Raw genomic sequence first — 25,721 nt, forward strand, 5'->3', positions numbered from 1 at the left:
ACAACCTCTCCGACGAGCATCGGCTCGGCGCAGCCGGTCTGGGGGCACTTCGCCGCGGACGCGCGGCGGTTAACGGAACGGGTTGGGGATCGCGGATCTTTCTCTCGCCGCAGTGAGGTCGCCTTAACCCTCACGGCCGAGATTTTGGGACGCTCTTCGAGGAGTCCGGGTTCTCATGCGGATCGATCTGATGGCCGGGGCCAGCCTGTCCGCCGCGGCGCTGCGCAGTGCCGCCGAGCCGACCATCCTGGTCTTCGATTCCGGGCTTGGCGGCCTCACCGTCCTCGACGCCGTGCGGCGCGCCCGCCCGGATGCCCGTTACGTCTATGTCGGCGACGATGCCGCCTTCCCCTATGGCCGGCTCGGGGAGGCGCCCCTCGTCGCCCGCGTCCTCACCGTGATGGAGCGGCTCGTCGCGACCCACAGGCCTGATCTCGTCGTGATCGCCTGCAACACCGCCTCGACGCTGGTGCTTCCGGCGCTCCGGCAGCGCTTCACGACGCCCTTCGTGGGCGTGGTGCCGCCGATCAAGCCCGCGGCCGAGGTGACGCGCTCCCGGATGATAACCCTGCTGGCGACGCCCGGCACGGTGGCGCGCTCCTACACGAGCGACCTGATCGCGACCTATGCCGGCGCCTGCGCGGTCACGCGGATCGGCTCGCAGAATCTCGCCGGCTACGCGGAAGCCGAGCTCGCCGGCGCGCCGGTGGACGATGCCGCCCTCGCCGCGGAGATCGCCCCCTGCTTCGTCACCGAGGCGGACGGCCGGCGCACCGACGTGATCTGCCTCGCCTGCACCCACTATCCCCTGCTGCTTCCGCGCCTGCAGGCCGTGGCGCCCTGGCCGGTGACCTGGATCGACCCGGCCCCCGCCATCGCCCGGCGCGTCGTGCAGCTGATCGGCCCGCTCCCGCGCGAGGCGGACCGGCACGGCTCCGCGCTCGGCGCCTTCACGGCCGGAAGCTGCCTGACCGACGCCCTGTGCACAGCCCTCGCGGCCCGCGGAATCGGTGAGGTCGGCGTGGAGTCGATCCCGTTGCCGATGCAGTAGACGGGCGCGGCGATCCCGGGCGCCACACCGGGCGCCTGAGCCCTGGGATGCGCATCCGCCCGACCGCTCGCGTGAGCGCCGCCGGGCCCGGCCCTCAGTGCCGTGTCCGGCCCACGCGCCCCTCAGGAGGCGCTGAGGCCGGCGGCACACGGCATGGTCGTCGACGGGGCTGCGGACGCATCGGCTTCGGTCGGAACGATCAGGTGGACGAACAGCATGCCGGCGGCGACGATCAGCGCGAGGGCGATGATCCGCCAGAGTTCGAGGAGCGGCTCCTGAGCGGGCGCATCCTGGTGCGGCCTGTTGGTTTCGCTCGGCATCGCTTCCGCTTCTCCGCCTCTGACCATCCGGATCGGACACCCGGAGGATGAACGCCCCGTAAATTCCGCCTTCGATCGCCGCGTCCGATCCGTTGCCGAAGGCCGGGGCCGGCTGCGTCAGCCGGGTCCGGGGCGCGGGTCAGAATCGTCTTCGCCGTGAAGACGATGATGGTGCGTTCGACCGGAAAGCGAATGATCGCCGTGTCGCACCGGAATGGGGCGACAGGTGGACGGCCGCGGCGCATGCGCGGTGCGTCACCGCACAGACGGAGGAGCCGGTCCGTCGGCCGCAGCGCGCCGACGGCGCCGGCACGTTCAGGGACGATTTGGGCCAATGGCGGGCTTCGATCAGATGTCGAAAGCTGAATACAGCTCGATACTGGGCGTTGATCGCATTCGAGAGTATGGTTTAGCTTGATTCGTGATCGCCCGCGGGTCCGAGCGGCCTGCGGCGGGGCTCCGCTCCGGGAGTGCCTGATGTTCGAGAGCATGTTTTGGGGCGCGGCGCTCGTCGCGCTGATCGGGTCGGCCGCGATCGTGGCGATCGGGGCGAGCTTCCAGCCGGGCCTTAGCCGGAGGAACGAGGCGGATCCGCGCGTGCCGGATCCGCGCCGGACCTTCGGACGCAAGCGCCGGTGGCGGCGTCCGCCGCGGGTGGCACGGCGCATCGGGCCGCTCCCGATGCGGTGAGGGCCGCTGCACCAAAGACGTACATCTCCCGGCGACCACGCGCATGATAATCTCTGATGGACTGCGGGATCGCAGTGTTCACGCCGCGCGGGAGGGTTGGGGACTGATGAGCGTGCGTCAGATTTGTGATCAGGTTCGGATCGCCGAGCAGGCCTTCACTGCCGCCCTCGGCAACATGAAGGACGCGGGCCTGCGCGAGGCGCTGAGCCGCGAGCTTCAGGAAATGGAGAGCGCCGAGATCGAGGCCGGACAGGACGCAGCCTTGGCGCGGTCGGCCTCCTGGAAGCGGGTGAAGATGCTGCATGGCCTCGGTTACCCGGTGGATTTCGGCTGGCTTCACGCCTCCACGGGACAAGCCTGCTGAGCCGCGCGGCCGGAGAGCGATCAGCAACGGTCGATTGTATCCCGGCCGCCGGATCGGCCGGCGCTTTCGCCCGTTGTGCCTGCCGGGCGTTTTCGCGCCCGGCGGATACCGCCGACCTCTCGACCCGGACACGACATGCTGGCTTGGTTTCGTGCCCTGATGCCGCGAGAGGACCGGTTCTTCGACCTGTTCGAGCGTCATGCCGCGACGCTCACGGACGGCGCCGCCGCGCTTCGGTCGCTCCTCGACGGCACGCAAGCCGTACCGGCGGCCTACGCGGCGATCGCGGCCCATGAGGATGCCGCGGACGCAATCACCCGGGAGGCGCTTCTGGCGGTCCGCCGGACCTTCATCACGCCCTTCGACCGCAGCGATATTCAGGCCCTGGTCGGGTCCCTCGACGACGCCATCGATCAGATGCTCAAGACCGCCAAGGCGGTCCAGCTCTTCGAGGTGACCACCTTCGAGCCGGCGATGCGCGAGATGGGGGCGGTCATTCAGGAGGCCGCGCAGGTCACCGCCGAGGCCCTGCCGAAGCTGCGGGCGCTCGGCGAGAATGCCACCGCGCTGAACGGCCTGACCGAGCGCGTCATCGAGCTGGAGGGGCGGGCCGACGACCTGCACAATGACGGGTTGAAGGCCCTGTTCAAGGCGTCGGGACAGGACCCCATGGCCTTCATCGTCGGGTCGGAACTCTACGGCCACCTGGAGAAGGTCATGGATCGGTTCGAGGACGTGGCGAACCAGATCAGCAGCATCGTCGTCGAACACGTTTAAGCTGCAGGCCGCCGCGTGACATTCCTCATCGTCCTCATTGCCCTCGCGCTGGTCTTCGATTTCCTCAACGGGTTGCACGATGCCGCGAACTCCATCGCCACCATCGTGTCGACGCGGGTGCTGGCGCCCCGCTACGCCGTGTTCTGGGCGGCGTTCTTCAACTTCGTGGCCTTCCTGGTCTTCGGGCTCCACGTCGCCGGAACCGTGGGTTCGGGCATCATCGACGTCGCGGCGGTGGACGACCGGGTGATTCTCGGCGCGCTCGGCGGGGCGATCAGCTGGAACCTGATCACATGGTATGCCGGAATCCCATCCTCGAGCTCGCACGCCCTGATCGGCGGCCTGCTCGGCGCCGGCATCGCCAAGGCGGGGATGGGCGTGATCGTCTGGCCCGGCGTGATCGCCACCAGCGCCGCCATCGTCCTGTCGCCGGCCCTCGGCTTCACCCTCGGCCTGGTGCTGATGCTGGCGGTCTCGTGGATCTTCATCCGCTCGACCCCGCACGCGGTGGACGGGCTGTTCCGGGGCCTGCAATTCGTCTCGGCCTCGCTCTACTCCCTCGGCCACGGCGGCAACGACGCCCAGAAGACCATGGGCATCATCGCCGCCCTGCTCTACGCCCACGGCGAGAGCGGGGCCTTTCATGTGCCGCTCTGGGTCGTGCTGTCCTGTCAGGGCGCCATGGCGCTCGGCACCCTTCTGGGCGGCTGGCGCATCGTCCACACGATGGGCTCGAAGATCACGCGCCTGACGCCCCTGCAGGGCTTCTGCGCCGAGACCGGAGGCGCCGCGACCCTGTTCGCCGCAACGGCCTTCGGCATCCCGGTCTCGACCACCCACACGATCACCGGCGCCATCGTCGGCGTCGGGGCTGCGCGCCGGGTCTCGGCGGTCCGCTGGAACGTGGCGCAGGGCATCGTGATCGCCTGGGTGATCACGATGCCGGCCGCGGCCCTGGTCGCGGCCCTGACCTACGCGGCATCGGGCCTCGTGCTGCCGTAGGACGGCCCGCGAACCGGTCGCGGCCCCGCGACGGGCGGGGCCGGATCCGGCGCGGGGTCACCAGCGGTGATGCCAGCCGCCGTGATGCCAGCCGCGGTGCCAGCCACCGCGCCAGCCACCATGCCAGCCGACACGGCGGAAGCCGCCCCAGCGGGAGCCGCCGTGCCATGCGAACCGGCGGTGCCAGCCGTAGCGGTAGCCGTAATGCCACCGGTAGCCGACGCGCCGATAGGCCGGGACGTAGACCACCGGACCGTAGCCGAGATTCGGCCGGCACCAGCCGTAGATGTTGCGGTGAAAACCGGGCCCGCAGCCGTCGCGCGCCTCGGCGCTCGAACCGGCCATCAGGACTCCCGCGGCGAGCGCCACGGGCATGACGAGGGTACGGATCATGACTCACTCCATGGGCGTCCGGCCGCAAGGCCGGACGAGGGACAGGGTGCGATCAGGCGATGCGGCGGCTCAGTTCGGCCAGCAGCGGCGGCCGTAGGGACCGATGTGGAAACCGGCCGGGCAGGAGCGGCCGCGGACATAGCCGCCCCATTGCCCGCCGGTCCGGCAGCCGCCGTAGGGGCCGCGATGCCCGTAGGGGCCGCAGCCGCCGTAGACCTGGATGATCCGGGCGCCGTCGAAGCCGGTGGCGACCGCGTCCTGGACCAGGGGCAGCGCCGAGGCGGGCACCGCGAGGCTGGCGAGGAAGACGGCCGGGGCGAGGCTCTTCAACATCGATGATCTCCTTCTGCTCGATCGGGCTGGCGCGGCCTCTCGGCCGACGGCCCGCGCCGAAGCGGGGTATTGGCCGCGGCGTATGGGCGAAGGTTCGTCCCTGCGCGCTTCCCGGATGTGACCGGGATGCGCCGTCCTGTAACGTTGTGTAACCGCCGGTTGCGCGGCCGTTGCCGCGGGCCGCTCAGGACAGGCCCGGCAGGGTCACGACGAGGCGTGCGCCGCCGTTGGCGCCGGCTTCCGCCACCACCGTGCCGCCATGGGCCTCCGCGATCTGGCGGCTGATGGCGAGACCGAGGCCTGTCCCGCCGGTCTGCCGGCTCCGCGACCGCTCGACCCGGTAATAGGGGCTGAACACCGCCGTCCGCTCCGCCTCGGGGATGCCCGGCCCGTCATCCTCGACAACGATCCGGCAGACCGTCCCGGCCCGGCTCACCGCCACCGACACCGACGAGCGCCCGAACTTGACGGCGTTCCCGATCAGGTTGGCCACGACGCGGCGCAGGGCGACCGCGTCGCCGGCCACCGTGGCGTCCCGCACCTCCTCGCCGGTCAGGCTGATGGGCGCGCCCTGGGCCGCGTGCTCGGCGACCTCGACGGCGACGAGATCGGCGAGATCCACCGGCGCGCGGGTCGCCTCGACGGCGGTGCCCCGGGCAAATCCCAGGGACGCCTCGATCAGCGCGGTCATGGCGTCGAGATCGGCCACCAGCTTCTCCCGGAGCGCCGGCTCGGCCACCGCCTCGGCGCGCAGGCGCAGCCGCGTCAGGTAGGTCTTGAGGTCGTGCGAGATGGCTCCGATCAGCAAGGAGCGCTCGGCCATGAGGCCGGCGATCCGCTCCTGCATGCCCTGCACCGCCTGGGCGAGACGCCGGATCTCGGGGGCGCCCGTGGGCGCGCTCATCCGTTCCGGGGCGCGGCCGTCGAAGCGGGAGACCGCGTCCGTCAGGCGCCGCAGCGGCGCGAGCTCGTGCCGCGTGCCGACCAGGACGAGACCGGCCGCCGCCGCGCCCAGCACCGCGACCCAGAGGCTCAGGGGCTGGCCGAACAGCCACGGCATGAGCGAGCGGCGGCGTTCGGTGGCATGGATCACCGCGAAGCGGCCATCGGGCAACCGATAGGTCGCCATCGCGAGGCGCCCGATCGGTCCGGCACGGTCCGCCTTGTCGATATCGGCCGGATCGACGCCGCGGCGCAGCAGGGCGGTGTCGGTATAGGCCTGGACGCGGTCGGCGGATTCGGCCGTCATCCGGCGCAGACGGGCTTCGAGGCGGGGCTCGCGGATCAGGTCGGCCCGGTCGGGTTGCGCATCGACGATCTCCGTTTGCAGCGCTTCGCCGCTCACGGCCTTCAGGATGGCCGGCCTCTGGGCCGGATCGGCGTCGCGCAGCAACGTCATGATGCCGGCGGCCTGATCGACGCGCGGAAACCGCGTGGCGTAGGGCCACCGCTCCTGCCGGCGCTGCCAGTGATCGAGGGCCACCGTGGCGAGGACGAGCAGGGAGAGCGCGCCCAGCAGGAGCAGCATGATGCGTCCGAGGAGGCCGACGCGGCCCATCACGGCGTTCCGGAGCGGACCGGGGCGGCCAGGATGTAGCCGGCGTTGCGCACGGTCTTGAGCAGGGCCGCGGCCTGGCTGCCGGCGGCGTCGAGCTTGTGCCGCAGGCGGCTGACCTGAACGTCGATGGTCCGGTCGAAGGCATCGGCAGTTCGGCCCCGGGTCCAGTCGAGAAGCTGGTCGCGCGAGAGCACCCGCTGCGGCCGGGTGACGAAGCAGTGCAGCAGGTCGTACTCGGCGCTGGTCAGCGGGACCTCGGAGGCCGGGTCGCCGATCATCACCGTGCGGGCCGCCAGATCGACGACGAGGTCGGCGACGCTCAGCCGCTCGGGCGCGGCCTCGGGGGCCTGGGCGCCGGCGCCGTTGGCCCGGCGCAGGACGGCGCGGATCCGGGCGAGCAGGACCCGTGGGTTGAAGGGTTTCGAGACGTAGTCGTCGGCGCCCATCTCCAGGCCGAGGACCCGGTCGATATCCTCGTCCTTCGCGGTCAGCATGACGATGGGCGGGCCGTCCGCCTCGCGCAGGCGGCGGCAGATGGACAGGCCGTCCTCGCCCGGCAGCATCCAGTCGAGGACGATGAGGTCCGGCGCCGGGCCAGATGCGAGCAGCCGGTCGAGTGCGGTGCCGCCGTCGAGGGCGACGGCGCGGAACCCCTCGCCCTCCAGGTAGCCGGCGAGGAGGGCGCGGATGTCGGGATCGTCCTCGACGATGGCGATGGTGGTGCCCTCGTGCATGGGCCGAGCATAGGCGCGGCCGGCGGGACGGCAACGCGAAACTGCACGGTGTCACAAAACGTTACATGGGCCGTCGGGAGCGGCCGGGCCGCTCTGGGCTTTGCCCGTCGGGGCTGGACGCGACCGGTGCGGCCGCCGCGCGTGTGGGCGCGTCGCGAGGATGCGACGGGCCCGGCGGATCACCGAACTACGGTCCCTCGTCTCGACGGGATCGGAAGCGGCGCCAGATCTCCCCGACACGCTCGGAGATCCCTCATGAAGACCTACACCATCGCCGCCATTCCTGCGGACGGCATCGGCGTGGAGGTCATCGCCGCCGGCATCGCGGTGCTCGACGCCCTCGCCGACAAGGCCGGAACGTTCCGGTTCCGCTTCGACCACTTCGATTGGGGCTCGGACTATTACAAGGCGCACGGCGTGATGATGCCGGCCGACGGCCGCGCGCAGATCCGGAACCACGACGCGATCTTCTTCGGGGCGGTGGGCGCGCCGGACGTGCCCGATCACATCAGCCTGTGGGGGCTGCGCCTCGCGATCTGCCAGCCCTTCGACCAGTACGCCAATGTCCGCCCGACCCGGATCCTTCCGGGCATCACCAGCCCGCTGCGTCACGTCTCGGGGCCGGAGCTCGACTGGGTGATCGTCCGGGAGAACTCGGAGGGCGAGTATGCGGGCGTCGGCGGCCGGGTCCACCAGGGCCATCCCAACGAGGTCGCCACCGATGTCTCGATGATGACCCGCTCGGGCGTCGACCGGATCATCCGCTACGCCTTCGAACTCGCCCGCTCCCGCCCGCGCAAGCGGCTCACGGTGGTCACCAAGTCCAACGCCCAGCGCCACGCCATGATGATGTGGGACGAGATCGCCGCCGAGGTCGCCCGGGACTTTCCCGACGTCACCTGGGACAAGATGCTGGTCGACGCCATGACGATGCGCATGGTGATGAAGCCTGAGACCCTCGACACGATCGTGGCGACGAACCTGCACGCCGACATCCTGTCGGACCTCGCGGCGGCGCTCGCCGGGTCCCTCGGCATCGCGCCGACCGCCAACATCAACCCGGAGCGCACTTTCCCGTCCATGTTCGAGCCGATCCACGGCTCGGCCTTCGACATTGCCGGCCAGGGAATCGCCAATCCGGTCGCGACCTTCTGGACGGCGTGTCAGATGCTGGAGCACCTCGGCGAGAAGCCGGCGGCCGAGCGGCTGATGCGTGCGGTGGAGCGCGTCACCGCGGATCCGAGCCTGCACACCCCCGATCTGGGTGGACGGGCGACGACGCGACAGGTCACCGACGCGGTCATCGCGGCGATCCGGGGCGACAACGCCTGAGGGGTGCCGGGCCGGATCGCCGCGTTCCGCGTCGCGCCTGCGGGGACGATCCGGCGGCACAGCGTCGATCTGCGATGCGATGCGGTGCGATGGTCCGGGCGGGCGGCGGCGCGCCCGCTACGGGACCGGGGTCGCGAGATCCGGGCTCGGGGTGCCGCAGGCCCGGCAGAAGCGCTCGAAGGTGCTCTTGCGATGCGTGCAGGACGGGCACTGTGCGAAGATGCCGAGCCCGCAATGGGGGCAATAATTCGTGCTCGCATCGTCGAGGGCGAGCGCCCGCTCGCAGCCGGGGCAGACCTTCTTGGCGAGACGGGCCAGGGCTTGGTCGGTGGCGATCTCGGTCCGCCGCTCGGCGTCCGGTCGCGCCTCCACGACGGCCTGTCGCGCGCGGTAGGCGTGCAGGGCATTGATCGCGGCGCGGCCCGCGACCAGGGTCACGATCACGCCGACGCCGTACTGCACGTAGCCGCCGTAGCTCGGCAGGTACGGCACGAGTTCGACGAAGAAGGCGAAGGCCGCCGCCAGGGCGAAGCCCCAGACGAACGGCCAGTTGCGGGTATGCCGCCGTTTGAGCAGGAGCCATCCGGCCAGGGCCAGCAGCGGCAGCGTCAGGGCGAGCCGGTAGGCGAAGACGCGCAACTCCTGGCCGCGCTCGGCCGCGTCGAGCTGCTTCTGCGCCGCCGCGCGCAGCTCGTCGTCCATCCGCAGCCGCGTCGCCTCCCGCTCGGACTGCTCGAGTCCCGCCTGCGCCCGGGCCGCGAGGCGCTCCTCGATGGTGCGCTCGGCGGCCTTCAGGGCATCGAGTTGCTGCGTGCGCGCGATCAGGCCGGGATCCTGGTCGACCCGCTGCGTGGCGTCCCGGGTCTTCAGCCAGTTGGCGAAGGTCTCGCGCGCCCCCTCCGAGGCGGACTGGGCCGCCTCGAGGGCGAGCCGATCCTGCTCGACCTGCCGCCGGTTGTCGTCCTGCTCCCGACGGATCTGCTTCAGGGCCTCGGCCGAGGCTCTGGCCTGATCGGTGTCGAGGAACTGCTCGAGGGTATAGCGGTGCTCGACCTGCGGCAGATCGCCGACGACCAGCGATCCCAGCCCGATGAGAAACCACGCGAAGACCACCGCGACGAGCCAGAGCGCCAGCGTGAACCAGCGTTCGGAGAGTCTTGAACCGGACCGCACGCGAATCGCCCTCGCCGAAAACCCAAGCGGGGCTTTATAGCGTGCGGCGGCCGGTGGGATATGCGGGCGGGACGCTCGGGATCGGCAGACCTCAGAAACAACAAAGCTCGCCCATGCGTCGGCGGGCTGCTGTCAGGCATTTGGTGCCCAGGAAAGAAGTGAAATAACTGAGTAAAAACAAGGCTCATGTGGCTTGGTGCGGGAGAAGCGTAGCCTTTGAGGCGCAAACTTTTTCGACGATCTGTCCCGTACCGACTTCGGCGGATTGGCCAGGATGCTTCATCGGTAACCGGTTCAGTGAAGGGCGGCTTTCGACCCAACCGGCCGCGCAGGCTCCTGCGACGCCAACCTGAAAGCGGACCGCGGCTTGTCCGAGAATGAAGGATTCGCCGATTGTGGCCCAATCGCTCCCGGACATGAATTTGGAAAAACTGACTTTACTGCGTTACCTGTCGCGAAATATTAGAAAAACTTCTTTCAGTTTGCCGATCGGATCCGACGCGGGAAATATTGCCTGTCAGGCAGTTCTTCGACCGCGATGCTGAATCGAGCGGCGAGAGTTTTAAAGTTCAGAATCGATCCAAATTTGAAACACTCTAAACGTGTGATTTTTGACACATTCTCGGATTGCTAAGCACTTCGATCCAAGATCAACATCGCGGAGCCTGCTCTCGATGCGTCTCTGCGTGATCTATGGTCAACCGCTCCTCGCTCCTAAGCCTTCTCGTCGCGTCGACCGCGATCACCAACGCTGCAGTGGCGCAAGATGCCGCCGTACAGCTCAACGAGATTTCGGTGGAGGCTGCCCGCCCGGCTACCGTCAACGCGGCAGGTGCCGGGCTTGGCGGTGCTAACGTCAGCGGCGGTGACGGCAACAGTGCGGCCACCAGTGGCGGCGGTGGTGGACCGTCCGGTGTGAGTGGCTACGTCGCTCGCGTAAGCCCCACCGCCACCAAGACCAACACGCCGTTGATCGAGACGCCGCAATCTGTCTCGGTGGTGACCCGCGAGCAGCTCAACGACCGGAACGTGCAGGATCTCAATCAGGCGCTGTCCTACGTGCCGGGCGTTTCCGCCAACGTCTTCGGCTTCGACCCGCGCAACGACGCCTTCTACGTGCGCGGCTTTGCGGAGTACTATGATGGCGTCTATCGCGACGGCTTGCGCCAGCCGGGCGTCGGTCTGATCATACCGCGCACCGAGCCCTACGGATACGAGGCGCTGACCATCCTGCGCGGGCCGGCCTCCGGCCTCTACGGCCTCGGCTCCCCCGGCGGCATCGTCGACATCACCTCGAAGCGCCCTGTCTTCGTCCCCTTCGGCGAGGTCTGGTTCCAGGGCGGCAACTTCGACCGCTACCAGGGCAATTTCGACGTCGGCGGCCCGGTCGAGGGCTCGAATGGCACCATGGCCTACCGGTTGACCGGCATCGTGCGCCAGTCCGACACCTTCCTGCCCGGCGCCGTCGACGACCGCCAGATGATCGCGCCTTCGTTCACGTGGCGCCCCGACTCCGACACGAGCTTCACCCTGCTCAGCGAGTACCTGCACACCAATCTTCCCGGCACTGCGTTCTTCTACAACGAGCCGGGCTTCAAGGTGACGCGGCTCTACGGCGGCGATGCGGGGTTCAACAAGACGAGCCAGCAACAGTACCGCATCGGCTACGCCTTCGAGCACAAATTCTCGCCCGATCTGATCTTTCGACAAAATTTCCGGTATCAGGATGCGGCGGTCAGCTTTCCGTTCACCGCCTTCACCGGCGTGACTGGATTGACGGCACAACGCTATGCCGGCCTCTACAAGGACAAGATCAAATCCGCCGTCGTCGACACCCAGCTTGAGGGGCACTTCTGGACTGGCCCGGTCGCCCACACGGTGATCGGTGGCGTCGACTACGCCCATTACGACTATGATCGCCGCTACGGCTTGAACTTCAACGTGCCCGACCTCAGCCTCGCGGGCGTGACCGATTTTTCGAACTTCCGCTACCGGACGTTCATTGCACGCCCGCCACTGACGAGCGGTTCTGGCCAGAGCCAGGACCAGATCGGTGTCTACCTGCAGGAGCAGGCGAAGTGGGACCGCTTCGTCCTGACGCTGACGGGGCGGCACGACTGGGTCTTCCAGAGCACGTCGAGCTTCACGAATCTCGTGCCCGGCACGCCGCGGGACCAGAATGACGGAGCCTTCACCGGCCGGGTCGGCCTCAACTACCTCCTGACACCCGCCTTCGTGCCCTACGCGAGCTACGCCACGACTTTCACGCCGCAGGTCGGTGTCGATTCCAATGGCCGCCCCTTCAAGCCCGCCACCGGTGACCAGATCGAGGCCGGCGTGAAGGTCGCGATCCCCAACACCAACATCACCGGATCGTTCGCCGGCTTCGACATCGTCCAGACCTCGATCCTGCGCCAGGACCCGACCAACATCGCCAATCAGGTCGCCACCGGCTCGGTCGAATCCAAGGGCTTCGAGGCCGAAATGACAGCGAGCTTCGCGCCGGGCACCAACCTGACGCTGGCTTACACGCATCTCGACGTGCGCTTCCTGCGCCAGACCTCGCTGGTCACGGGACAGCCGATCGACGGCAACAGCCTGTCTGGCATCCCGGGCAACACCTTCACAGCCTTCGCGACTTACCTGTTCCCGCCGGGCTCGATGCTCTCCGGCCTTCAGGTCGGCGGCGGCGTCCGCTTCGCCGGCACCAGCTACGCCGATGACGAGAACACGGTGCGCAACCCGACCGTGACGCTGTTCGACGCGGTGCTCGCCTACGATTTCGCGGCGCTCGACCCGAAGTACAAAGGCTTCCGCGCGCAGATCAACGCACAGAACATCTTCGACCGCGACTACACGAACTGCCAGGCCGGCTTCTGCTATCGCGGTGCGCCCGCGACGGTGATCGGCAGCTTGATCTACCGATGGTAGAGTTGCATTGCACTGGCGTGCAACCTTCGTCACGGGCGCGCGATGATTAGCATCTCGCTCGGCGCGGCGCCTCGTCTCCGCGCATTTCGGCTATGGTCGCTGATCCATACATGGACAAGCCTCGTCAGCATGGCGTTCCTGTTGCTGCTGTGCCTGACCGGATTGCCTTTGATCTTCCACCATGAGCTCAACCATGCCCTCGGCTACGAGGCCGCGGTGCCGGACCTGGCTCCGGGAACTCCGTTCGTCCCGCTCGATCGGATCGCCGCCGCAGCGATCGCGCACAAGCCCGGCGAGATCCTGCAATTCCTCTACTTCGACCCTGACGAGACGAACACCGTTCTCGCCGGCTTGAGTAAGACCCTCAAGACGGCCCCGAGCGACAGCTTCGTCGTTCTCGACAGGCGCACGGCGCAGGTTCTAGCCGACGACAAGCCCGGCGCCGGGCCGATCGGCTTCCTGCTTCAGCTCCATACCGACATGTTTCTCGGTCTGCCCGGCAAGCTGTTCCTCGGGGCAATGGGTCTCGTGTTTGCCGCTGCGATCATCTCCGGGATCGTGCTCTACGGGCCTTTCATGAAGAAGCTCGACTTCGGTACGGTCCGGCGAAAGCGGTCAAGTCGGATCAAGTGGCTCGATTGGCATAATCTGATTGGTATCTCGACGCTGGCCTGGGCCCTCGTCGTTGGCACGACCGGTACGGTCAACACCTGGGCCGACCTGATGCTCAAGATGTGGCAGGGCGGCCAGCTCGCCGAGATGACGGCTCCCTATCGCGACGTGCCGCGCCCCCTGACGCCCGTCTCCCTCGATGCCGCGATGTCGACGGCGCGGACCGCGGCCGGGACGATGACGCCTCGGCTGGTCGCCTTCCCGGGTACGGGCTTCAGCAGCAACAATCACTACGCCGTGTTCATGGCCGGGAGCACGCCGCTGACCGCGCGTCTGCTCATGCCGGCGCTGATTGATGCCGGGACCGGACAGCTCACGGACATGCGCGCGATGCCTTGGTATATCCAGGCGCTATTCCTGTCCCAGCCCCTGCACTTCGGCGATTATGGTGGCCTGCCGCTCAAAATCATATGGGCGGTGCTGGACGTGGCGACGATCGTCGTCCTCGCCTCGGGTCTCTATCTCTGGCTCGTTCGCAGGCGCTCGGCGCTGCCTCGCCTGACGGCGAGCCGGACGCTCACGACGGCGGAGCCGGGTGAATGACGGCCACGAGAGGTGCCCCACATCGCATTTGGCCGATCCCGGCGATGATCGCGGCCGGGACGCTGATCAGCCTCGTCGGTGCGCTCGTCGCGGACGGCATCTGGGACCGGCTTGCTGCGCTCCTTCTGCTCGTCATGTCCCTCTACGTGCTCGCTGCGGGGCTGCGCTTGCGTGAGAACGGACGTTAGCTGCCAGCAATCGTGAACGGCAAAGTCTGCCATGCGAGAGATCAATCCGACACCGACCTACCAAGAGGCTATGCGCCTCATACGTCTCCGGAGGCGGGCGAAACGGCAAGGCCTCAAGCTGACGCGGTCGCGCTGGCACCAGTCGTATATCCGGAACCGCGGCGGCTTCGCCCTGCTCAACAGTCAAAATGAAGTCATCGCTGGCGACGACTACAGCTTGGACTTAGACGCAGCGGAAAATCTTCTGTCAACCACGATCAATCAGGGCGCGATCCCGCTCCCACAACAGACTCGAAAATCTGGGCCACGCGGTGTCGAGGAGCCCGAAGCTGGAGGCGCCGTCTTTCAACGCATATCGTGGAGTTGGGCGGAGGGTACTGCTGGTCGTTTGTCGCGCTCGACGTCTGCTGCCGAGAATTGACCGAGGTGCCTCGGATTATCGAGAGGGGCGCAAGTCCGCCGACCACCCCAATCTCCGCACGTCCGTTTTTGCGGCAGCAGTTCTGGTCAGCGGACAGGCGGGAAACCAATCCAGGCGGCCTTCCCGCTTTCGACCCCTGCCGGTCATACGGAAGGTCGCCAACGCAACCCGAAAGCAGTCATCTGCGAGCCACCCTCAGGGTCGTTTGAGAGCGGAGACGAAGGATGATTCAGGCCAGGGGAGATGGCCCCTGTGGAAGCGCAATAGTCGAAGTTGCTTCGGCAATCTGCTCCGGGCCTCCCTTGGGCGGCCAGACAGCGGCACCATAAGCCCAAGAGCGTAACTCGGTCCGTTCCTTCAAGCTCGTGAAGCCCCAAATGTGTGTGATCCGCGGTGCTCCATCGAGAGCGTACATGTTCGCGACGAGATGCTCGGTATATTCACGTGCGGGTGCGATAGCCGCTTCCCAACCCGCGAGCGTTGGCGGCAGCCCGCCGGGCTTCAGGCGGTAGGTCCGGAACTCGTACACCCCGCCACGGTCCCCGGTGCGGATCGGCGGCAGAAAGGCGAACGGCGCATAGCTGTCCATTTCCAGCGCCGTCACCACGCTCCCCGCATTGAACGGGTTAGCACTCAGAAGCGCCCGGCGGCGCTCGGCGGTCATATCTTCCGGTGCCTCGAACCCGCGCAGCACGATCAGGCGACCGAGTGTCCCTATCTCGGTCCGCCAGCAGCCGAACAGTTCACCCTTGGCCTCCGCGTCGTTCACCCAGTCATAAACCCCGTCGGATGCTCGATCGACTGCGAGCAATGGGCACGAAAGGGTAGCGAGTTCGTAGAGCATGGGGACCTCGGCGTTGCACCTTCAAACCGAGAGAGCGCTGTTCGTTTCAATGGGTCTGATCTGCACCTGCCACGGGTCGGAAGTGCGAAAAGCGCCATGGCTGCCGGGCAAGATCTTTGATTTCTGCCTGTACGCTCACGCTGGCAGGGTTGCCGTCTGATGTGCCACCGGCTCCAGATCCTGATTGCATTGACCCTCTTCGCTTTTCCAGTTCAGGCCGCCGGCCCTGGACGGCAGGCGACCGGCACCTTCGAGCGCAAGGAAGATGGATACGAGCAGGGCGTCGTCGTGAAGGCGTCCGGTGCGTCCGGCTATGTCGCCGAGTTCTCGGTCGGGTCCAGAGGCTGCGGTGGTGGTGTGACCATGAAGGGCCGATCGACCGGGCCTCGTACGATCCTCTTCAGCAAGACCGAGAACGGACAGACTTGCCGGATCATGGCCCGTTACAGCCCCGACCTTCGGTCGGTCGCTCTGGAGGAGGACGGCTGCCTGACGTGGCACGGCGCCTCGTGTGAATTCCAGGGCACGCTGACGCGCAAGGGTCGATAACGGGCTCCGAAATCATCACGCCGCCCCGTGTGGCGCGGGCGCCATCGCCGGGAATTGGCCGCTCGGCCCCGCCCCGAGCTGCTCACGGGGCGGGGGAGCGCCTGATCTCACCAACGTCTGGGCCGGGCCGATACTTAAGGTGGCTCGGGCTCAGGACGTCCGCGGCGGTCACCGGGCCATACCGGCCGGGCTCAGGATGGTACCGCACCGGGTATCGGGGCACGAAGCAGCCCAGCGCGGCGGCGGCGAGGCTGAAGATTGGTCCGGGAAGAGGCGGGCAGAGCGTCGCAAGCCGTGGGCTCATTGCCTCACGGACGGCGCAGGCGGGGCCGCATAACGCGACGTCGTTCATCACCGAGTTTGGGCGACCGCACCTTATTGACATCAGCACCGACACAGACCGCGCGCAAATCAGATATCGAATACGGAGTCGGAGCCAATCCGCGCTCGGTTTATTGACCTGCGGAGTGACGGCCTATATTTGCGGATCGCAACGGGATGGAGTCATTGAGCCCGAGTACGATTGAGGGGGTGGAACGTGCGTGTCAGCGATCTTACCGGCCCGGTCCTCACAGGATTTAAAGAGTTCCGTATGGTTTGCAGGTCTGCAAATGCTGACACGATCGGCGATCCAGGCCAGGCCCTGTATGGCATGGTCTACCCTGGGCGCGGTGAATTGTATAATTGTGCACCTTACAAGGTCCGAAAATTCTTCGCGAGCCTGGCATACGCGGCATCTCTGAACTCGGAAAATCCAGAGTTTTCTTATCCGTCTGAACGTGAGCCCGGCTGATTGGTTGGGCCGATTTTTCGACCCGTGGTTGTGTTCGAGCGTTCAAGAGTGCGAGCCAACCGCGGATGAAAAAGCCCCGCGCGGCGGTGCCGGCGGGGCTGCGTGAATCCCTGTGAGGCGTGCTGGACCATCGCAAGCTGCGGGCCAGCCGACACGAAAAGGCCCGCGCCGGCGGACCGGGCGGGCCGAGATCTTCCGAGGGGTGAAATCAGCTGAGTGCGAGCAGGGCCCGCAGTCCGCTGATTTGGTCCGCGTAGCGATGCGCCCCGCCGATCATCGCCCCGTTCTCGTCGGTAATGTACCAGCCGCTGTGAACGGGGCTGCCCGGTTTCTCGTGGAAGTCGATGTAGGTGACCTCCAGCATGTCATGGCCCCCTGAAAGGCATGTGTGGGGACAATGGGACTTGGCAGAGGGTCGTTCCGACGGCTGCGCTTGAGTCCGCCAAAAAAAACCGCCGCGGCCGGAGCCGGGCGGTTCACGGTGGTCTTTTCGGGCCATGTCGAGGCCCGGTCTGCGCGCGGGCAGACGGCGCGGTTTCGATTCTCCGATCGGGCTCAGCGCCCCGCCAGCCCGATCTTCGCCAGCATGATCCCCCCGAAGGCCAGCAGCACCGCCGAGGCCAGCCCCCAGCCGATCTTGCGCAGGTCGCGCAGGTGCCCGAACATCAGCAGGATCGCGTGCCGGATCGGCGCCGGGACCGTGCTGCGTCCGTCCACCACAGGGTAGCCGGCTCGGTAGCACACCGTGACGGTGCCGGATTCCTGGTGCGGCGTCTCGTCCACGAGGCACATGGCTGGCGGGCACGGATAGACCCGGTCATCGGGATCGAGGTCGGCCGGGAAGGCGGTTTCGAGCACCTGTTCGCCGAGCGAACGCCCGGGCCAGCCATCCGGGCCGTTATCGGCAGGTCCCGAAAGCGGGCGTCTCGCCCTGGCAACGATGTCTTAGTCGGTTGTGTGCGATCGGCTTGTCCAGAGGTGCGCCAGGCGTCAGCGGAGAGGCTTCGCCGGTCACCTGCCCTGAACGATCACCATGCTCCATGTCCCGACCCGGCTAGGTCCGCCAAGCTCGACACGCGCGACGGCAGGACCCTGAACGACCGCTGAGGGCTGCGAGCCGCGCGTGCCATGGACTAACCGCCTCGATCGACGTTTTCGCCTTTTGCTTCCAGTCTGAATAAAGTTGAACATCAGTGCCAGGGTTCCATTGATGTTCGGATCGCCTGTTCGATCGTATGCCGCTCTCGTTTCGTCACTGGTCGTTCTGGCCTTTGCGATTGTGTCAGGCGCGATCGTCTTCATCGCCGACATGTACGGTCAGGCGCTGCAGGATACCGAACGCAACCTCATCGGACTCTCCACGATCCTCGCTGATCAGGCCGAGCGCTCGCTCCAGGCCCTCGAGATCGTTCAAGAAGCCATCATCGAGGATATGGCCGGCGCAAAGGTCTCGACTCCCGCGGAGTACGCGGCGGCGGCGAGCCGGCGCGACTTACATGAGGCACTCAAAGCGCGCGTCGCGGCATTGCCACAGGTCAACGCGGTCACGATCATCGATCACGCCGGCCAGCTCCTGAACTTCAGCCGCTTCTGGCCGATCCCGAACGTCAACATCGCAGATCGGGATTACTTCAAGGCACTCGCTGCGGACCCGAAGCTGCAACGCTTCATCAGCCAACCGGTGCAGAACCGCGGCGACGGCGCTTGGACGATCTACATCGCCCGGAAGGTCACGGCGCCCGACGGAACGTTCCTCGGCCTCGTGCTCGGCGCGATCGAGCTCGGCTATTTCGAACGACTGTACCGGCAGATCGCACCGACCGACGACGCTGTTGTCTCGGTCTTCCGCCACGACGGGATGCTGCTCGTCCGTCATCCCTATCGGGATAACGTGATCGGTAAGATCTTGCCGACCACAGGGGCCGCGCGGATCGCCCAGACGAGTCCTCTGGGCGGCGTGATGCGCAACGTGAGCCCCGTCGATGATCAAGAACGCATCATCGCGACGAAGGCTCTCGCCGGCTACCCGCTCATTCTGAGCATCAGTCGCACGACGCAAGCGTGCCTGGCCCCCTTCCGCCGGCAGGCGCTCGCGGTCGGTGCAGCAACGGCACTCCTTCTGGTGTGCATCGCGGCCCTGTTTCGGCTCTTTCTTCGGGGGGCGAGCGCCGAGCGGCGGATCGCGAGCGCCGAAGAACGCGCCCGCAGCGAGCGTGACTTACGCGCCCATTACGAGCGGTTCGGCGTCGCTCTCGACAACATGGTCCAGGGACTCTGCCTGTTCGACGCCGACGAGCGGCTCGTCATCCTGAACGCGCGCTTCGCCAGTCTCTACGCAATCCCCGATCACCTTCGGCAACCCGGCACGAAAGCCGAGGATCTCCGCAGGTTCGTGCTGGCGCAGCACCGCGGCTCAGGAGGTCCCTGGGAAGCCGTGCTGACGCCGCCATTGCCCCGGGTGCCTTCGGACACGGCGAGCGTCATGCATCTGACTGACGATCGGGACATCAGCGTCCTCCGCGTGCTCCTTCCGGACGGAGGCTGGATATCGACGCACGAGGACATCACGGAGCGCCGTCGGAGCGAAGCGCGTTTGCGCTTCCTCGCGCGGCACGACGTCCTGACCCAATTGCCGAATCGCCTGCATTTCGAGGAGGTCGTCGAGCTTGAGTTGGCGGCAAGCGCCGATCGGGCCGAGGATGTGGCCCTCCTCTGTCTCGACCTCGACGGCTTCAAGCAGGTCAACGATCTGTTCGGCCATCCGGCCGGAGACCGCCTGCTGATCGAGGTCGCCGCGCGCTTGAAGGGATTGATCGGCGCGCGCGGCGCGGTCGCGCGCCTCGGCGGCGACGAATTCGCGGTGCTGGCGACAGATCTCGCCGCCACCGGGCACGCTGCCGCGAGGGCCCAGGCGATCATCGAGGCGATCTCTGCGCCCTACGCCGACGGCGAGCTGCGGTATTCCGTCAGTTGCAGTGTCGGGATCGCTCTCTTCCCCCACGATGGCGACACCTACGACGCCCTGCTGTCCGCTTCCGATATGGCGCTGGTGCGCGCCAAGAAGGAAGGCAAGGGAACCTACCGCTTTTTCGAGGCGGAGATGGATAAGGCAGCGTTCGAGCGGCACCGATTGGCTCTGGACCTGCGCGCGGCGATCGGCACCGGACAATTCGCGCTGCACTACCAGCCCCAGTTCAGAGTCGGCTCGGATCGCGCCTGCGGCTTCGAAGCGCTCCTGCGTTGGACTCATCCGACCCGTGGGACGATTTCGCCTGCGCAGTTCATACCGCTGGCAGAGGAGACCGGGGCGATCCTCCCGCTCGGCGAGTGGGTGCTCCGGGAGGCTTGCCGCGAGGCTGCGCGTTGGGCCTTGCCCCTCGGCATCGCCGTCAATCTCTCGATCGCGCAGCTCCAGCAAGCCGACCTGTGCGATGTCGTCGGTGCGGTGCTCGAGGAGACCGGACTGAAGGCCGACCGTCTCGAACTCGAGGTGACCGAGAGCCTCTTTCTGAAGGGTTCGGCACGCGCGCAGGAGACACTGCGCGACCTGAAGGCGCTCGGTGTGCGCATCTCGATGGATGATTTCGGAACGGGATACTCATCCCTGGCGACGTTGGAGGCTTTTCCGTTCGACAAGATCAAGATCGATCGGTCGTTCGTGTGGCAGATCGGCGTGACGAGCAAAGGCGGCGCGATCGTCCGGGCAATCCTCAGTCTCGGTGAGAGCTTGGACATTCCGGTCATTGCGGAGGGCGTCGAGACAGAGGCGCAGCTGACGTTTCTACGGCAGCACGGGTGTGCAGAGATACAAGGCTATCTGCGCGGCAAGCCGCAGCCGATCGCCTCCTATCGCGCGCTCGTCGATCTCGATCGTGACCTCGAGGTCGCTTAGCGACGCTTTGCCCGTGCTCCGGGCGCGATTCGTCATTGCTCCTGCACCCCTCAGATCTCCGTTCGCTCGATGCGCGGCCGGCGAGCGGTCCGACCATCATTTGTCCCTTCCGGTCAGAGCGGCCCCCGGGCGACACATCGGATCGCAGCCGTGGGGACGGCCCCGTAGCGCGCCGGCTGGTGCCGTCCGATCCGACCCTGGGCGTGTCGCTCCTCTCGGGCCGGAACGATGCGGGCGGCTTCCACGCCTGGACCGGAGAGGAATTGGCGCGGTTCGAGGGCTGCTGGCCGGTCGGCACCCGCAGCGCCTCGCCTTCGATCTGCTGCTCTACACCGGCCTGCGCCGCGGCGACGCGGTTCGGCTCGGCTGTCAGCACGTCCGGAACGGTGAATTCCCCATCCGCACCGAAAGACCCGGATGGTGGTGATCGCGCCGATCCTGCCGGCCCTCGCCGCGTCGATCGCCGCGGGGCCGACGGGCGATCCGTCGTTCATCTGCACCGAGCGCGGAGAGCCGTCCACCAAGGAATCGTTCGACACGTGGGTCGGGAAGGTCTGCCGCGAGGCCCAATGCCCGGGTCCGGCTCATGGGCTGCGGAAGGCCGGAGCGCGTCGCGCCGCCGAGAACGGGGCGACAGAGGCGCAACTCGACGCCCTGTTCGGTTGGGCAGACGGAAGTTGGGAGAGCGCAACCTACACGTGGACGACCAACCGGGCTCGGATGGCCCGCGAGGCGCGCAGAACTCTCGCCCCCTGGGCCCAGGAATTCCGCACCTCAGAAACAACAAAGCCCGCCAATGCGTTGGCGGGCTGCTGTCAGGCATTTGGTGCCCAGGAAAGGACTCGAACCTTCACCTCTCGCGAGACTGGTACCTGAAACCAGCGCGTCTACCAATTCCGCCACCTGGGCTTGCCGTCGGCCATCGGCCGGCGACGGCTCCGTTTAGGCAACCGAGCCGCCGCCGTCAATCGGGATTTCAGCCCTGCGGCCATTCCCGGATGTCGACGAAGCGACCGGCCACCGCCGCGGCCGCCGCCATGGCCGGGGACACGAGGTGCGTCCGCCCGCGCGGACCCTGGCGGCCCTCGAAGTTGCGGTTCGACGTCGACGCGCAGCGCTCGCCCGGACGCAGCTTGTCCGGGTTCATCCCGAGGCACATGGAGCAACCCGGCTCGCGCCAGTCGAAGCCCGCGGCCTTGAGGATCTTGTCGAGCCCTTCCGCCTCCGCCTGCGCCTTCACGAGGCCAGAGCCCGGCACGATCATCGCCGAGACGCCCTCATGCACCTTGCGGTCGCCGACGACCCGCGCGACCTCGCGCAGATCCTCGATGCGGCCGTTCGTGCAGGATCCGATGAAGATCCGGTCCAGGGTGATGTCGGTGATCTTGGTGCCCGGCGTCAGGCCCATATAGGCGAGCGCCTTCTCCTTCGACTGCCGCTTGTTCTCGTCGGCGATCTCGGACGGGTCCGGCACGCGGCCCTGGATCGAGATCACGTCCTCGGGGCTCGTGCCCCAGCTCACCAGCGGCGGGAGGGCGGCCGCGTCGAGGCGCACCTCGCGGTCGAAATGGGCGCCGTCGTCCGTGACGAGGCTCTCCCAGTACCGCCGCGCCGCGTCGAAGGCCGCTCCCTTGGGTGCCTTCGGCCTGTCCTTCACGTACGCGAAGGTCGTCGCGTCGGGAGCCACCATGCCGGCGCGGGCACCGCCCTCGATCGACATGTTGCAGATCGTCATCCGGCCTTCCATCGAGAGGGCGCGGATCGCCTCGCCGGCATACTCGATGACGTGGCCGGTGCCGCCAGCCGTCCCGATCTCGCCGATGATCGCCAGGATGATGTCCTTCGCGGTCACGCCCGGCGGCAGCGTCCCGTCGACGGTGACGCGCATGTTCCGGGCCTTGCGCTGCACCAGCGTCTGGGTGGCCAGCACGTGCTCGACCTCCGAGGTGCCGATGCCGTGGGCCAGCGCCCCGAAGGCCCCGTGCGTCGAGGTGTGCGAATCGCCGCAGACGATCGTCTGCCCGGGCAGTGTGAAGCCCTGCTCGGGGCCGATGATGTGGACGATGCCCTGGCGCCGGTCGAGGGCGTCGTAGAACTCGATCCCGAAATCGCGGACGTTCTCGGCGAGCGCCTCGAGCTGCGTGCGGCTCTCAGGGTCGTCGATGCCCTGCGTGCGGTCCGATGTCTGGACGTTGTGGTCCACCACGGCGAGCGTCTTTTCCGGGTGGCGCACCTTCCGGCCGGCCACGCGGAGACCCTCGAACGCCTGCGGGCTCGTCACTTCGTGAACGAGGTGACGGTCGATGTAGAGGAGGCTGGAGCCGTCCGGCTGAACATCGACGACGTGGTCGTCCCAGATCTTGTCGTAGAGGGTGCGCGGGCTGGTCATCGGTCTTCGTCTTCGGAGATGGGATCGGTTCAGAACTCTCGCGATGATGCGTGGTCCTTAGTAGGCATCGCGCGCGGTTTTCGAAAGAGGCGAGCCCTGTCCCGGTCGATTGGCCGCCCGGCTGATCCGTGCGGTTGTCACCGCGGGCGGCCCGGCGCGCTGGCGCGCGACCCCGCACAGGCTCTATGCCGGGACGATGGCGGGGGCCGGCGCGGACGAACGGCCGAACATGGGAGTGAACGATGGCTGAGGCCCCGGTCGAGATCCTGTTGCTCCGGAAGATGCATCCGCTCGTCGAGGCGGCCTTCGAGGGGCGGCACAGGGCCCACAGGCTGTCGGAGGCCGCGGATCCCGAGGCCCTGCTGGCCGAGATCGGCCCGCGGGTCCGCGCGCTCTGCGTCGGCGGTCACGTCAGCGTGGACGGGGCGCTGATGGACCGGCTGCCGAACCTGGAACTCATCGCGAATTTCGGGGTGGGCTACGATGCCGTCGACGCCGTGGCGGCGCATCGGCGCGGAATCATCGTCACGAACACGCCGGACGTTCTCACCGACGAGGTCGCCGACCTCGCCCTCGGCCTCGTCCTCGCGACCCTGCGGAAGATCCCCCAGGCCGACCGCTATCTGCGCGCCGGCCACTGGCCCAAGGCCCCCTTCCCGCTCACGGCCTCCTTGCGCGGGCGGCGGGTCGGCATCCTCGGTCTCGGCCGGATCGGGCGGGCGATCGCCCACCGCCTGGAGAGCTTCGGCGTCGCGATCGACTATCACGGCCGCAGCCGACGGGCGGACGTTCCCTACACCTATCACGACACCCTGATCGGCCTCGCCCACGCGGTCCATATCCTGATCGTGGTCGCGCCCGGCGGGCCCGAGACGCGCAATCTCGTGAACGCCGATGTCCTGGAGGCGCTCGGCCCTGAGGGCATCCTGATCAACGTCGCCCGGGGGACGCTCGTCGACGAGGCGGCGCTGACCGCAGCGCTGACGGCGGGCACGATCCTGGGCGCCGGCCTCGACGTGTTCGAGAACGAGCCGCACGTCCCGGCGGACCTCGCCGCCCTCGACAATACGGTCCTGCTGCCGCATGTCGGGTCGGCCTCCGAGCACACCCGCGCGGCGATGGCCCAGCTCGTCGTCGACAACGTCGTCTCGTGGTTCGAGGGACGGGGCCCGCTGACGCCCGTCGCCGAGACACCCTGGAGACCGAACGCGTGACACCGGCACAGGCCGCCCGACTGGCCGCATCCGCCCTCATCGCAATGGGCGCGGTCGCCCAGCCTGCCGCCGCGCAGGACGTGCCGGCCGCGACCGTCGAACCGGGGGCTCCGCCGGCCGCGGAGACGCTCGCCGCGCCGCCCGTCCCGTCCGCGCCGCCCAGCCTGCCCGAAAGGCTCGGTCAGGCGCCGGGGACGTGGGACCTGTCCCGTGACGGCACCAACCGCCGCTGCGTCATGACCCTGGTGCTGGACAGCGGCGATGCGGGCCAAAGGTTGCGCTTCCCGGCCGGATGCCGCCGGGCCCTGCCCGTCCTGAACGGCGTCGCCGGCTGGCTGTTCGTCGAAGGGAACGTCCGCTTCGTGGACCGCAATGTCCGCCCCGTCCTCGAATTCACCCGGCGGCCGGACCAGCGCAGCCTCGTCGCGCTGGCCGAGGACGGTAGCCGCTACAGCCTCGTCCCCCTCGACATCGTGGCCATGCGTCCGGCCGGCGCCGCAGGCTCGCCCGAGTCCGAGCCGGCCGTGGCAGCCAGCCCGAACCCCGCCCCGCTCCAGGCCGCCGCCCCGGTTCCGGCCGAACTGCAGCCGGCGGCGACCGCTTCGGCGGCCCCCGCACCGGGTCTCTATGCCCTCGACCGGTTCCAGCAGCGCGACACCTGCCGGATCACCCTCGATGGCACCGGCAGCGGCGTGCACATCGTCCCGGGCTGCCACGACAGCGGCCTGGAGGTGTTCGATCCGGTCCGCTGGCGCTACGCGAACGGGCGGATGACGCTGACCGCCAAGCGCGGCCACAGCATCGACCTCGTGCCGAGCGGCGACGGGCGCTGGCGGCGCGAACCGGAGGTCGGCACCGCCTTCGTCCTGCGCCGCGTCGACTGAGTGCGCCGCGGGGTTTCCGTCAGCGGGACGACCCGCGACCGTCCTGTACCGGCAGCATCCGCTCCAGGAGTCCGTCACGCCGGATGATCAGGTGCCACACCGTCCCGGCGACATGCAGCAGGACCAGGGCGTAGACGAGCCACTGGCCGAAGACGTGGATCGCCTCGAAAATCTTCTGGGCCGCGTCGTCCTTCGGCAGCCCCGGGACCGTGAACAGCCAGAAATACGGCGTGTCGCGACCGGACAGCGCGCTGAGCAGGTACCCGCTGATCGGCATGATCAGGAAGATCGCGTACAAAAGATAGTGATTGACGCGGCCGATCAGCGTCAGGAGCCGGGGCGCCTGCGGATCCGGCGGCGCCGGCCGGATCATCCGCCAGACGATCCGCAGGACCACGATCGCCAGGATCGTGAGGCCGACCGATTTGTGCAGCACGAACATGCTGCCCTTGGCCGGCGTCGGCGGCAGGCTGATCGCGACCCAGGCGAGCGGCAGGACCGCCAGGACCAGGGCCGCGCTCAGCCAGTGCAGCGCCTGCGACACCGGATGGTAGCGTGGCAGGCCGGAGGCCGTGACGTAGGTTGCGGGCAGCGCTGTCGCCGCCTTGCCGGCCGTGATCGGAGAACCTGACATGATCCCTCGCGGGTGAGCGTGGTCCGCCTTCGATCTAGGG

At 67.9% G+C, this 25,721-nt stretch carries 24 protein-coding genes and 1 tRNA gene; 13 read left to right on the plus strand and 12 right to left on the minus strand.

Annotation, left to right across the window (positions count from 1 at the left end):
- Positions 1 to 175: 175 nt before the first annotated feature.
- A complete protein-coding gene (murI, locus tag PQI07_RS34695; RefSeq protein WP_053610954.1) occupies positions 176 to 1,051 on the plus strand; it encodes a glutamate racemase in 876 nt (291 codons plus the stop codon).
- Between the two features lie 122 nt (positions 1,052 to 1,173).
- Here the strand turns inward: murI and PQI07_RS34700 are convergent, their stop codons facing one another.
- Positions 1,174 to 1,371, minus strand: a complete 198-nt coding sequence (locus PQI07_RS34700) for a hypothetical protein (RefSeq protein ID WP_274929100.1) — start codon at positions 1,369 to 1,371, stop codon at positions 1,174 to 1,176.
- 477 nt (positions 1,372 to 1,848) lie between these two features.
- On the opposite strand from PQI07_RS34700, the gene PQI07_RS34705 reads away from it, so the two are divergent.
- The 4 genes from PQI07_RS34705 (at position 1,849) to PQI07_RS34720 (ending at position 4,204) form a co-directional block, all read left to right on the plus strand.
- Positions 1,849 to 2,061 carry a hypothetical protein gene (locus PQI07_RS34705; protein ID WP_053610956.1) on the plus strand — a complete coding sequence of 71 codons (213 nt, stop codon included), beginning with the start codon at positions 1,849 to 1,851 and terminating at the stop codon, positions 2,059 to 2,061.
- 106 nt (positions 2,062 to 2,167) lie between these two features.
- The gene (locus PQI07_RS34710) at positions 2,168 to 2,425 is read left to right on the plus strand and encodes a hypothetical protein (RefSeq protein WP_043350773.1); all 258 of its coding nucleotides are present in this window, start codon (positions 2,168 to 2,170) and stop codon (positions 2,423 to 2,425) included.
- Positions 2,426 to 2,560: 135 nt separating this feature from the next.
- The gene (locus PQI07_RS34715; protein ID WP_053610957.1) at positions 2,561 to 3,202 is read left to right on the plus strand and encodes a DUF47 domain-containing protein; all 642 of its coding nucleotides are present in this window, start codon (positions 2,561 to 2,563) and stop codon (positions 3,200 to 3,202) included.
- A gap of 15 nt (positions 3,203 to 3,217) precedes the next feature.
- Positions 3,218 to 4,204 carry an inorganic phosphate transporter gene (locus tag PQI07_RS34720; RefSeq protein WP_274929101.1) on the plus strand — a complete coding sequence of 329 codons (987 nt, stop codon included), beginning with the start codon at positions 3,218 to 3,220 and terminating at the stop codon, positions 4,202 to 4,204.
- A 57-nt stretch (positions 4,205 to 4,261) separates the two neighbouring features.
- Here PQI07_RS34720 and PQI07_RS34725 read toward each other — a convergent pair whose 3' ends face one another.
- From PQI07_RS34725 to PQI07_RS34740, 4 genes are all read right to left on the minus strand, one after another.
- Positions 4,262 to 4,597: a GCG_CRPN prefix-to-repeats domain-containing protein gene (locus PQI07_RS34725; protein ID WP_043388635.1), complete on the minus strand. Its 336-nt coding sequence runs from the start codon at positions 4,595 to 4,597 to the stop codon at positions 4,262 to 4,264.
- A gap of 69 nt (positions 4,598 to 4,666) precedes the next feature.
- Entirely contained in the window at positions 4,667 to 4,930 is a 264-nt protein-coding gene (locus PQI07_RS34730; protein WP_043388633.1) for a GCG_CRPN prefix-to-repeats domain-containing protein, read from the minus strand.
- Between the two features lie 184 nt (positions 4,931 to 5,114).
- Positions 5,115 to 6,488, minus strand: a complete 1,374-nt coding sequence (locus PQI07_RS34735; protein WP_053610960.1) for a sensor histidine kinase — start codon at positions 6,486 to 6,488, stop codon at positions 5,115 to 5,117.
- Positions 6,488 to 7,222: a response regulator gene (locus tag PQI07_RS34740; protein WP_274929102.1), complete on the minus strand. Its 735-nt coding sequence runs from the start codon at positions 7,220 to 7,222 to the stop codon at positions 6,488 to 6,490. Before PQI07_RS34740 ends, PQI07_RS34735 begins: the two co-directional genes overlap by 1 nt.
- 255 nt (positions 7,223 to 7,477) lie before the next feature.
- Between PQI07_RS34740 and PQI07_RS34745 the strand changes: the two genes are divergently transcribed.
- The gene (locus PQI07_RS34745) at positions 7,478 to 8,554 is read left to right on the plus strand and encodes a tartrate dehydrogenase (protein WP_274929103.1); all 1,077 of its coding nucleotides are present in this window, start codon (positions 7,478 to 7,480) and stop codon (positions 8,552 to 8,554) included.
- 117 nt (positions 8,555 to 8,671) lie between these two features.
- Here the strand turns inward: PQI07_RS34745 and PQI07_RS34750 are convergent, their stop codons facing one another.
- Positions 8,672 to 9,727 carry a zinc ribbon domain-containing protein gene (locus PQI07_RS34750; protein ID WP_274929104.1) on the minus strand — a complete coding sequence of 352 codons (1,056 nt, stop codon included), beginning with the start codon at positions 9,725 to 9,727 and terminating at the stop codon, positions 8,672 to 8,674.
- A gap of 693 nt (positions 9,728 to 10,420) precedes the next feature.
- Here PQI07_RS34750 and PQI07_RS34755 point away from each other — a divergent pair.
- The 3 genes from PQI07_RS34755 to PQI07_RS34765 all read left to right on the plus strand — a co-directional run bounded on the left by PQI07_RS34755 (position 10,421) and on the right by PQI07_RS34765 (position 14,061).
- The gene (locus PQI07_RS34755; RefSeq protein WP_274929105.1) at positions 10,421 to 12,658 is read left to right on the plus strand and encodes a TonB-dependent siderophore receptor; all 2,238 of its coding nucleotides are present in this window, start codon (positions 10,421 to 10,423) and stop codon (positions 12,656 to 12,658) included.
- A gap of 129 nt (positions 12,659 to 12,787) precedes the next feature.
- A complete protein-coding gene (locus PQI07_RS34760) occupies positions 12,788 to 13,873 on the plus strand; it encodes a PepSY-associated TM helix domain-containing protein (protein ID WP_274929106.1) in 1,086 nt (361 codons plus the stop codon).
- Positions 13,870 to 14,061: a hypothetical protein gene (locus tag PQI07_RS34765; RefSeq protein WP_139231584.1), complete on the plus strand. Its 192-nt coding sequence runs from the start codon at positions 13,870 to 13,872 to the stop codon at positions 14,059 to 14,061. Before PQI07_RS34760 ends, PQI07_RS34765 begins: the two co-directional genes overlap by 4 nt.
- Before the next feature lie 650 nt (positions 14,062 to 14,711).
- Here PQI07_RS34765 and PQI07_RS34770 read toward each other — a convergent pair.
- Positions 14,712 to 15,326 carry an NIPSNAP family protein gene (locus tag PQI07_RS34770; protein WP_053610964.1) on the minus strand — a complete coding sequence of 205 codons (615 nt, stop codon included), beginning with the start codon at positions 15,324 to 15,326 and terminating at the stop codon, positions 14,712 to 14,714.
- A gap of 159 nt (positions 15,327 to 15,485) precedes the next feature.
- Here PQI07_RS34770 and PQI07_RS34775 point away from each other — a divergent pair, with 159 nt between their 5' ends.
- Positions 15,486 to 15,875 (plus strand): hypothetical protein, encoded by a 390-nt coding sequence (locus PQI07_RS34775; protein WP_182591919.1) that lies wholly within the window; start codon positions 15,486 to 15,488, stop codon positions 15,873 to 15,875.
- Positions 15,876 to 16,876: 1,001 nt separating this feature from the next.
- Here the strand turns inward: PQI07_RS34775 and PQI07_RS34780 are convergent.
- Together PQI07_RS34780 and PQI07_RS34785 are read right to left on the minus strand one after the other, a co-directional pair.
- Positions 16,877 to 17,032, minus strand: coding sequence for a hypothetical protein (locus tag PQI07_RS34780; protein WP_274929107.1), 156 nt, complete (start codon positions 17,030 to 17,032; stop codon positions 16,877 to 16,879).
- 191 nt (positions 17,033 to 17,223) lie between these two features.
- On the minus strand, positions 17,224 to 17,526 hold the full coding sequence (locus PQI07_RS34785; RefSeq protein WP_053610965.1) for a hypothetical protein: 303 nt from the start codon (positions 17,524 to 17,526) through the stop codon (positions 17,224 to 17,226).
- Positions 17,527 to 17,851: 325 nt separating this feature from the next.
- Here PQI07_RS34785 and PQI07_RS34790 point away from each other — a divergent pair, with 325 nt between their 5' ends.
- Positions 17,852 to 20,560 carry a bifunctional diguanylate cyclase/phosphodiesterase gene (locus PQI07_RS34790; protein ID WP_274929108.1) on the plus strand — a complete coding sequence of 903 codons (2,709 nt, stop codon included), beginning with the start codon at positions 17,852 to 17,854 and terminating at the stop codon, positions 20,558 to 20,560.
- 824 nt (positions 20,561 to 21,384) lie between these two features.
- On the opposite strand, the gene PQI07_RS34795 is transcribed toward PQI07_RS34790, so the two are convergent.
- Both PQI07_RS34795 and leuC read right to left on the minus strand, forming a co-directional pair.
- Positions 21,385 to 21,469 (minus strand) — tRNA-Leu (locus PQI07_RS34795).
- A gap of 67 nt (positions 21,470 to 21,536) precedes the next feature.
- Positions 21,537 to 22,949, minus strand: a complete 1,413-nt coding sequence (gene leuC / locus PQI07_RS34800) for a 3-isopropylmalate dehydratase large subunit (RefSeq protein WP_274929109.1) — start codon at positions 22,947 to 22,949, stop codon at positions 21,537 to 21,539.
- Between the two features lie 242 nt (positions 22,950 to 23,191).
- Between leuC and PQI07_RS34805 the strand changes: the two genes are divergently transcribed.
- Both PQI07_RS34805 and PQI07_RS34810 read left to right on the plus strand, forming a co-directional pair.
- A complete protein-coding gene (locus PQI07_RS34805; protein ID WP_274929110.1) occupies positions 23,192 to 24,163 on the plus strand; it encodes a 2-hydroxyacid dehydrogenase in 972 nt (323 codons plus the stop codon).
- Positions 24,160 to 25,047, plus strand: coding sequence for an AprI/Inh family metalloprotease inhibitor (locus tag PQI07_RS34810; RefSeq protein ID WP_274929111.1), 888 nt, complete (start codon positions 24,160 to 24,162; stop codon positions 25,045 to 25,047). Before PQI07_RS34805 ends, PQI07_RS34810 begins: the two co-directional genes overlap by 4 nt.
- A gap of 19 nt (positions 25,048 to 25,066) precedes the next feature.
- Here the strand turns inward: PQI07_RS34810 and PQI07_RS34815 are convergent, their stop codons facing one another.
- Complete coding sequence (locus tag PQI07_RS34815) at positions 25,067 to 25,681, minus strand: cytochrome b (RefSeq protein WP_043354496.1); 615 nt, start codon at positions 25,679 to 25,681, stop codon at positions 25,067 to 25,069.
- Between the last annotated feature and the right edge of the window lie 40 nt (positions 25,682 to 25,721).

Source organism: Methylobacterium sp. 092160098-2, from assembly GCF_028920805.1.
Lineage (GTDB): Bacteria > Pseudomonadota > Alphaproteobacteria > Rhizobiales > Beijerinckiaceae > Methylobacterium > Methylobacterium fujisawaense.

Excerpts from the sequence above, each read along its gene's own strand:
- PQI07_RS34805 (WP_274929110.1), top strand. The coding sequence starts at position 23,192 with ATGGCTGAGGCCCCGGTCGAGATCCTGTTGCTCCGGAAGATGCATCCG.
- PQI07_RS34735 (WP_053610960.1), bottom strand. The coding sequence starts at position 6,488 with ATGGGCCGCGTCGGCCTCCTCGGACGCATCATGCTGCTCCTGCTGGGC.
- PQI07_RS34775 (WP_182591919.1), top strand. The coding sequence starts at position 15,486 with ATGTGCCACCGGCTCCAGATCCTGATTGCATTGACCCTCTTCGCTTTT.
- murI (WP_053610954.1), top strand. The coding sequence starts at position 176 with ATGCGGATCGATCTGATGGCCGGGGCCAGCCTGTCCGCCGCGGCGCTG.
- PQI07_RS34755 (WP_274929105.1), top strand. The coding sequence starts at position 10,421 with ATGGTCAACCGCTCCTCGCTCCTAAGCCTTCTCGTCGCGTCGACCGCG.
- PQI07_RS34740 (WP_274929102.1), bottom strand. The coding sequence starts at position 7,222 with ATGCACGAGGGCACCACCATCGCCATCGTCGAGGACGATCCCGACATC.
- PQI07_RS34700 (WP_274929100.1), bottom strand. The coding sequence starts at position 1,371 with ATGCCGAGCGAAACCAACAGGCCGCACCAGGATGCGCCCGCTCAGGAG.
- PQI07_RS34715 (WP_053610957.1), top strand. The coding sequence starts at position 2,561 with ATGCTGGCTTGGTTTCGTGCCCTGATGCCGCGAGAGGACCGGTTCTTC.
- PQI07_RS34705 (WP_053610956.1), top strand. The coding sequence starts at position 1,849 with ATGTTCGAGAGCATGTTTTGGGGCGCGGCGCTCGTCGCGCTGATCGGG.
- PQI07_RS34730 (WP_043388633.1), bottom strand. The coding sequence starts at position 4,930 with ATGTTGAAGAGCCTCGCCCCGGCCGTCTTCCTCGCCAGCCTCGCGGTG.
- PQI07_RS34780 (WP_274929107.1), bottom strand. The coding sequence starts at position 17,032 with ATGCTGGAGGTCACCTACATCGACTTCCACGAGAAACCGGGCAGCCCC.
- PQI07_RS34710 (WP_043350773.1), top strand. The coding sequence starts at position 2,168 with ATGAGCGTGCGTCAGATTTGTGATCAGGTTCGGATCGCCGAGCAGGCC.
- PQI07_RS34760 (WP_274929106.1), top strand. The coding sequence starts at position 12,788 with ATGGCGTTCCTGTTGCTGCTGTGCCTGACCGGATTGCCTTTGATCTTC.
- PQI07_RS34725 (WP_043388635.1), bottom strand. The coding sequence starts at position 4,597 with ATGATCCGTACCCTCGTCATGCCCGTGGCGCTCGCCGCGGGAGTCCTG.
- PQI07_RS34770 (WP_053610964.1), bottom strand. The coding sequence starts at position 15,326 with ATGCTCTACGAACTCGCTACCCTTTCGTGCCCATTGCTCGCAGTCGAT.
- PQI07_RS34745 (WP_274929103.1), top strand. The coding sequence starts at position 7,478 with ATGAAGACCTACACCATCGCCGCCATTCCTGCGGACGGCATCGGCGTG.
- PQI07_RS34815 (WP_043354496.1), bottom strand. The coding sequence starts at position 25,681 with ATGTCAGGTTCTCCGATCACGGCCGGCAAGGCGGCGACAGCGCTGCCC.
- leuC (WP_274929109.1), bottom strand. The coding sequence starts at position 22,949 with ATGACCAGCCCGCGCACCCTCTACGACAAGATCTGGGACGACCACGTC.
- PQI07_RS34765 (WP_139231584.1), top strand. The coding sequence starts at position 13,870 with ATGACGGCCACGAGAGGTGCCCCACATCGCATTTGGCCGATCCCGGCG.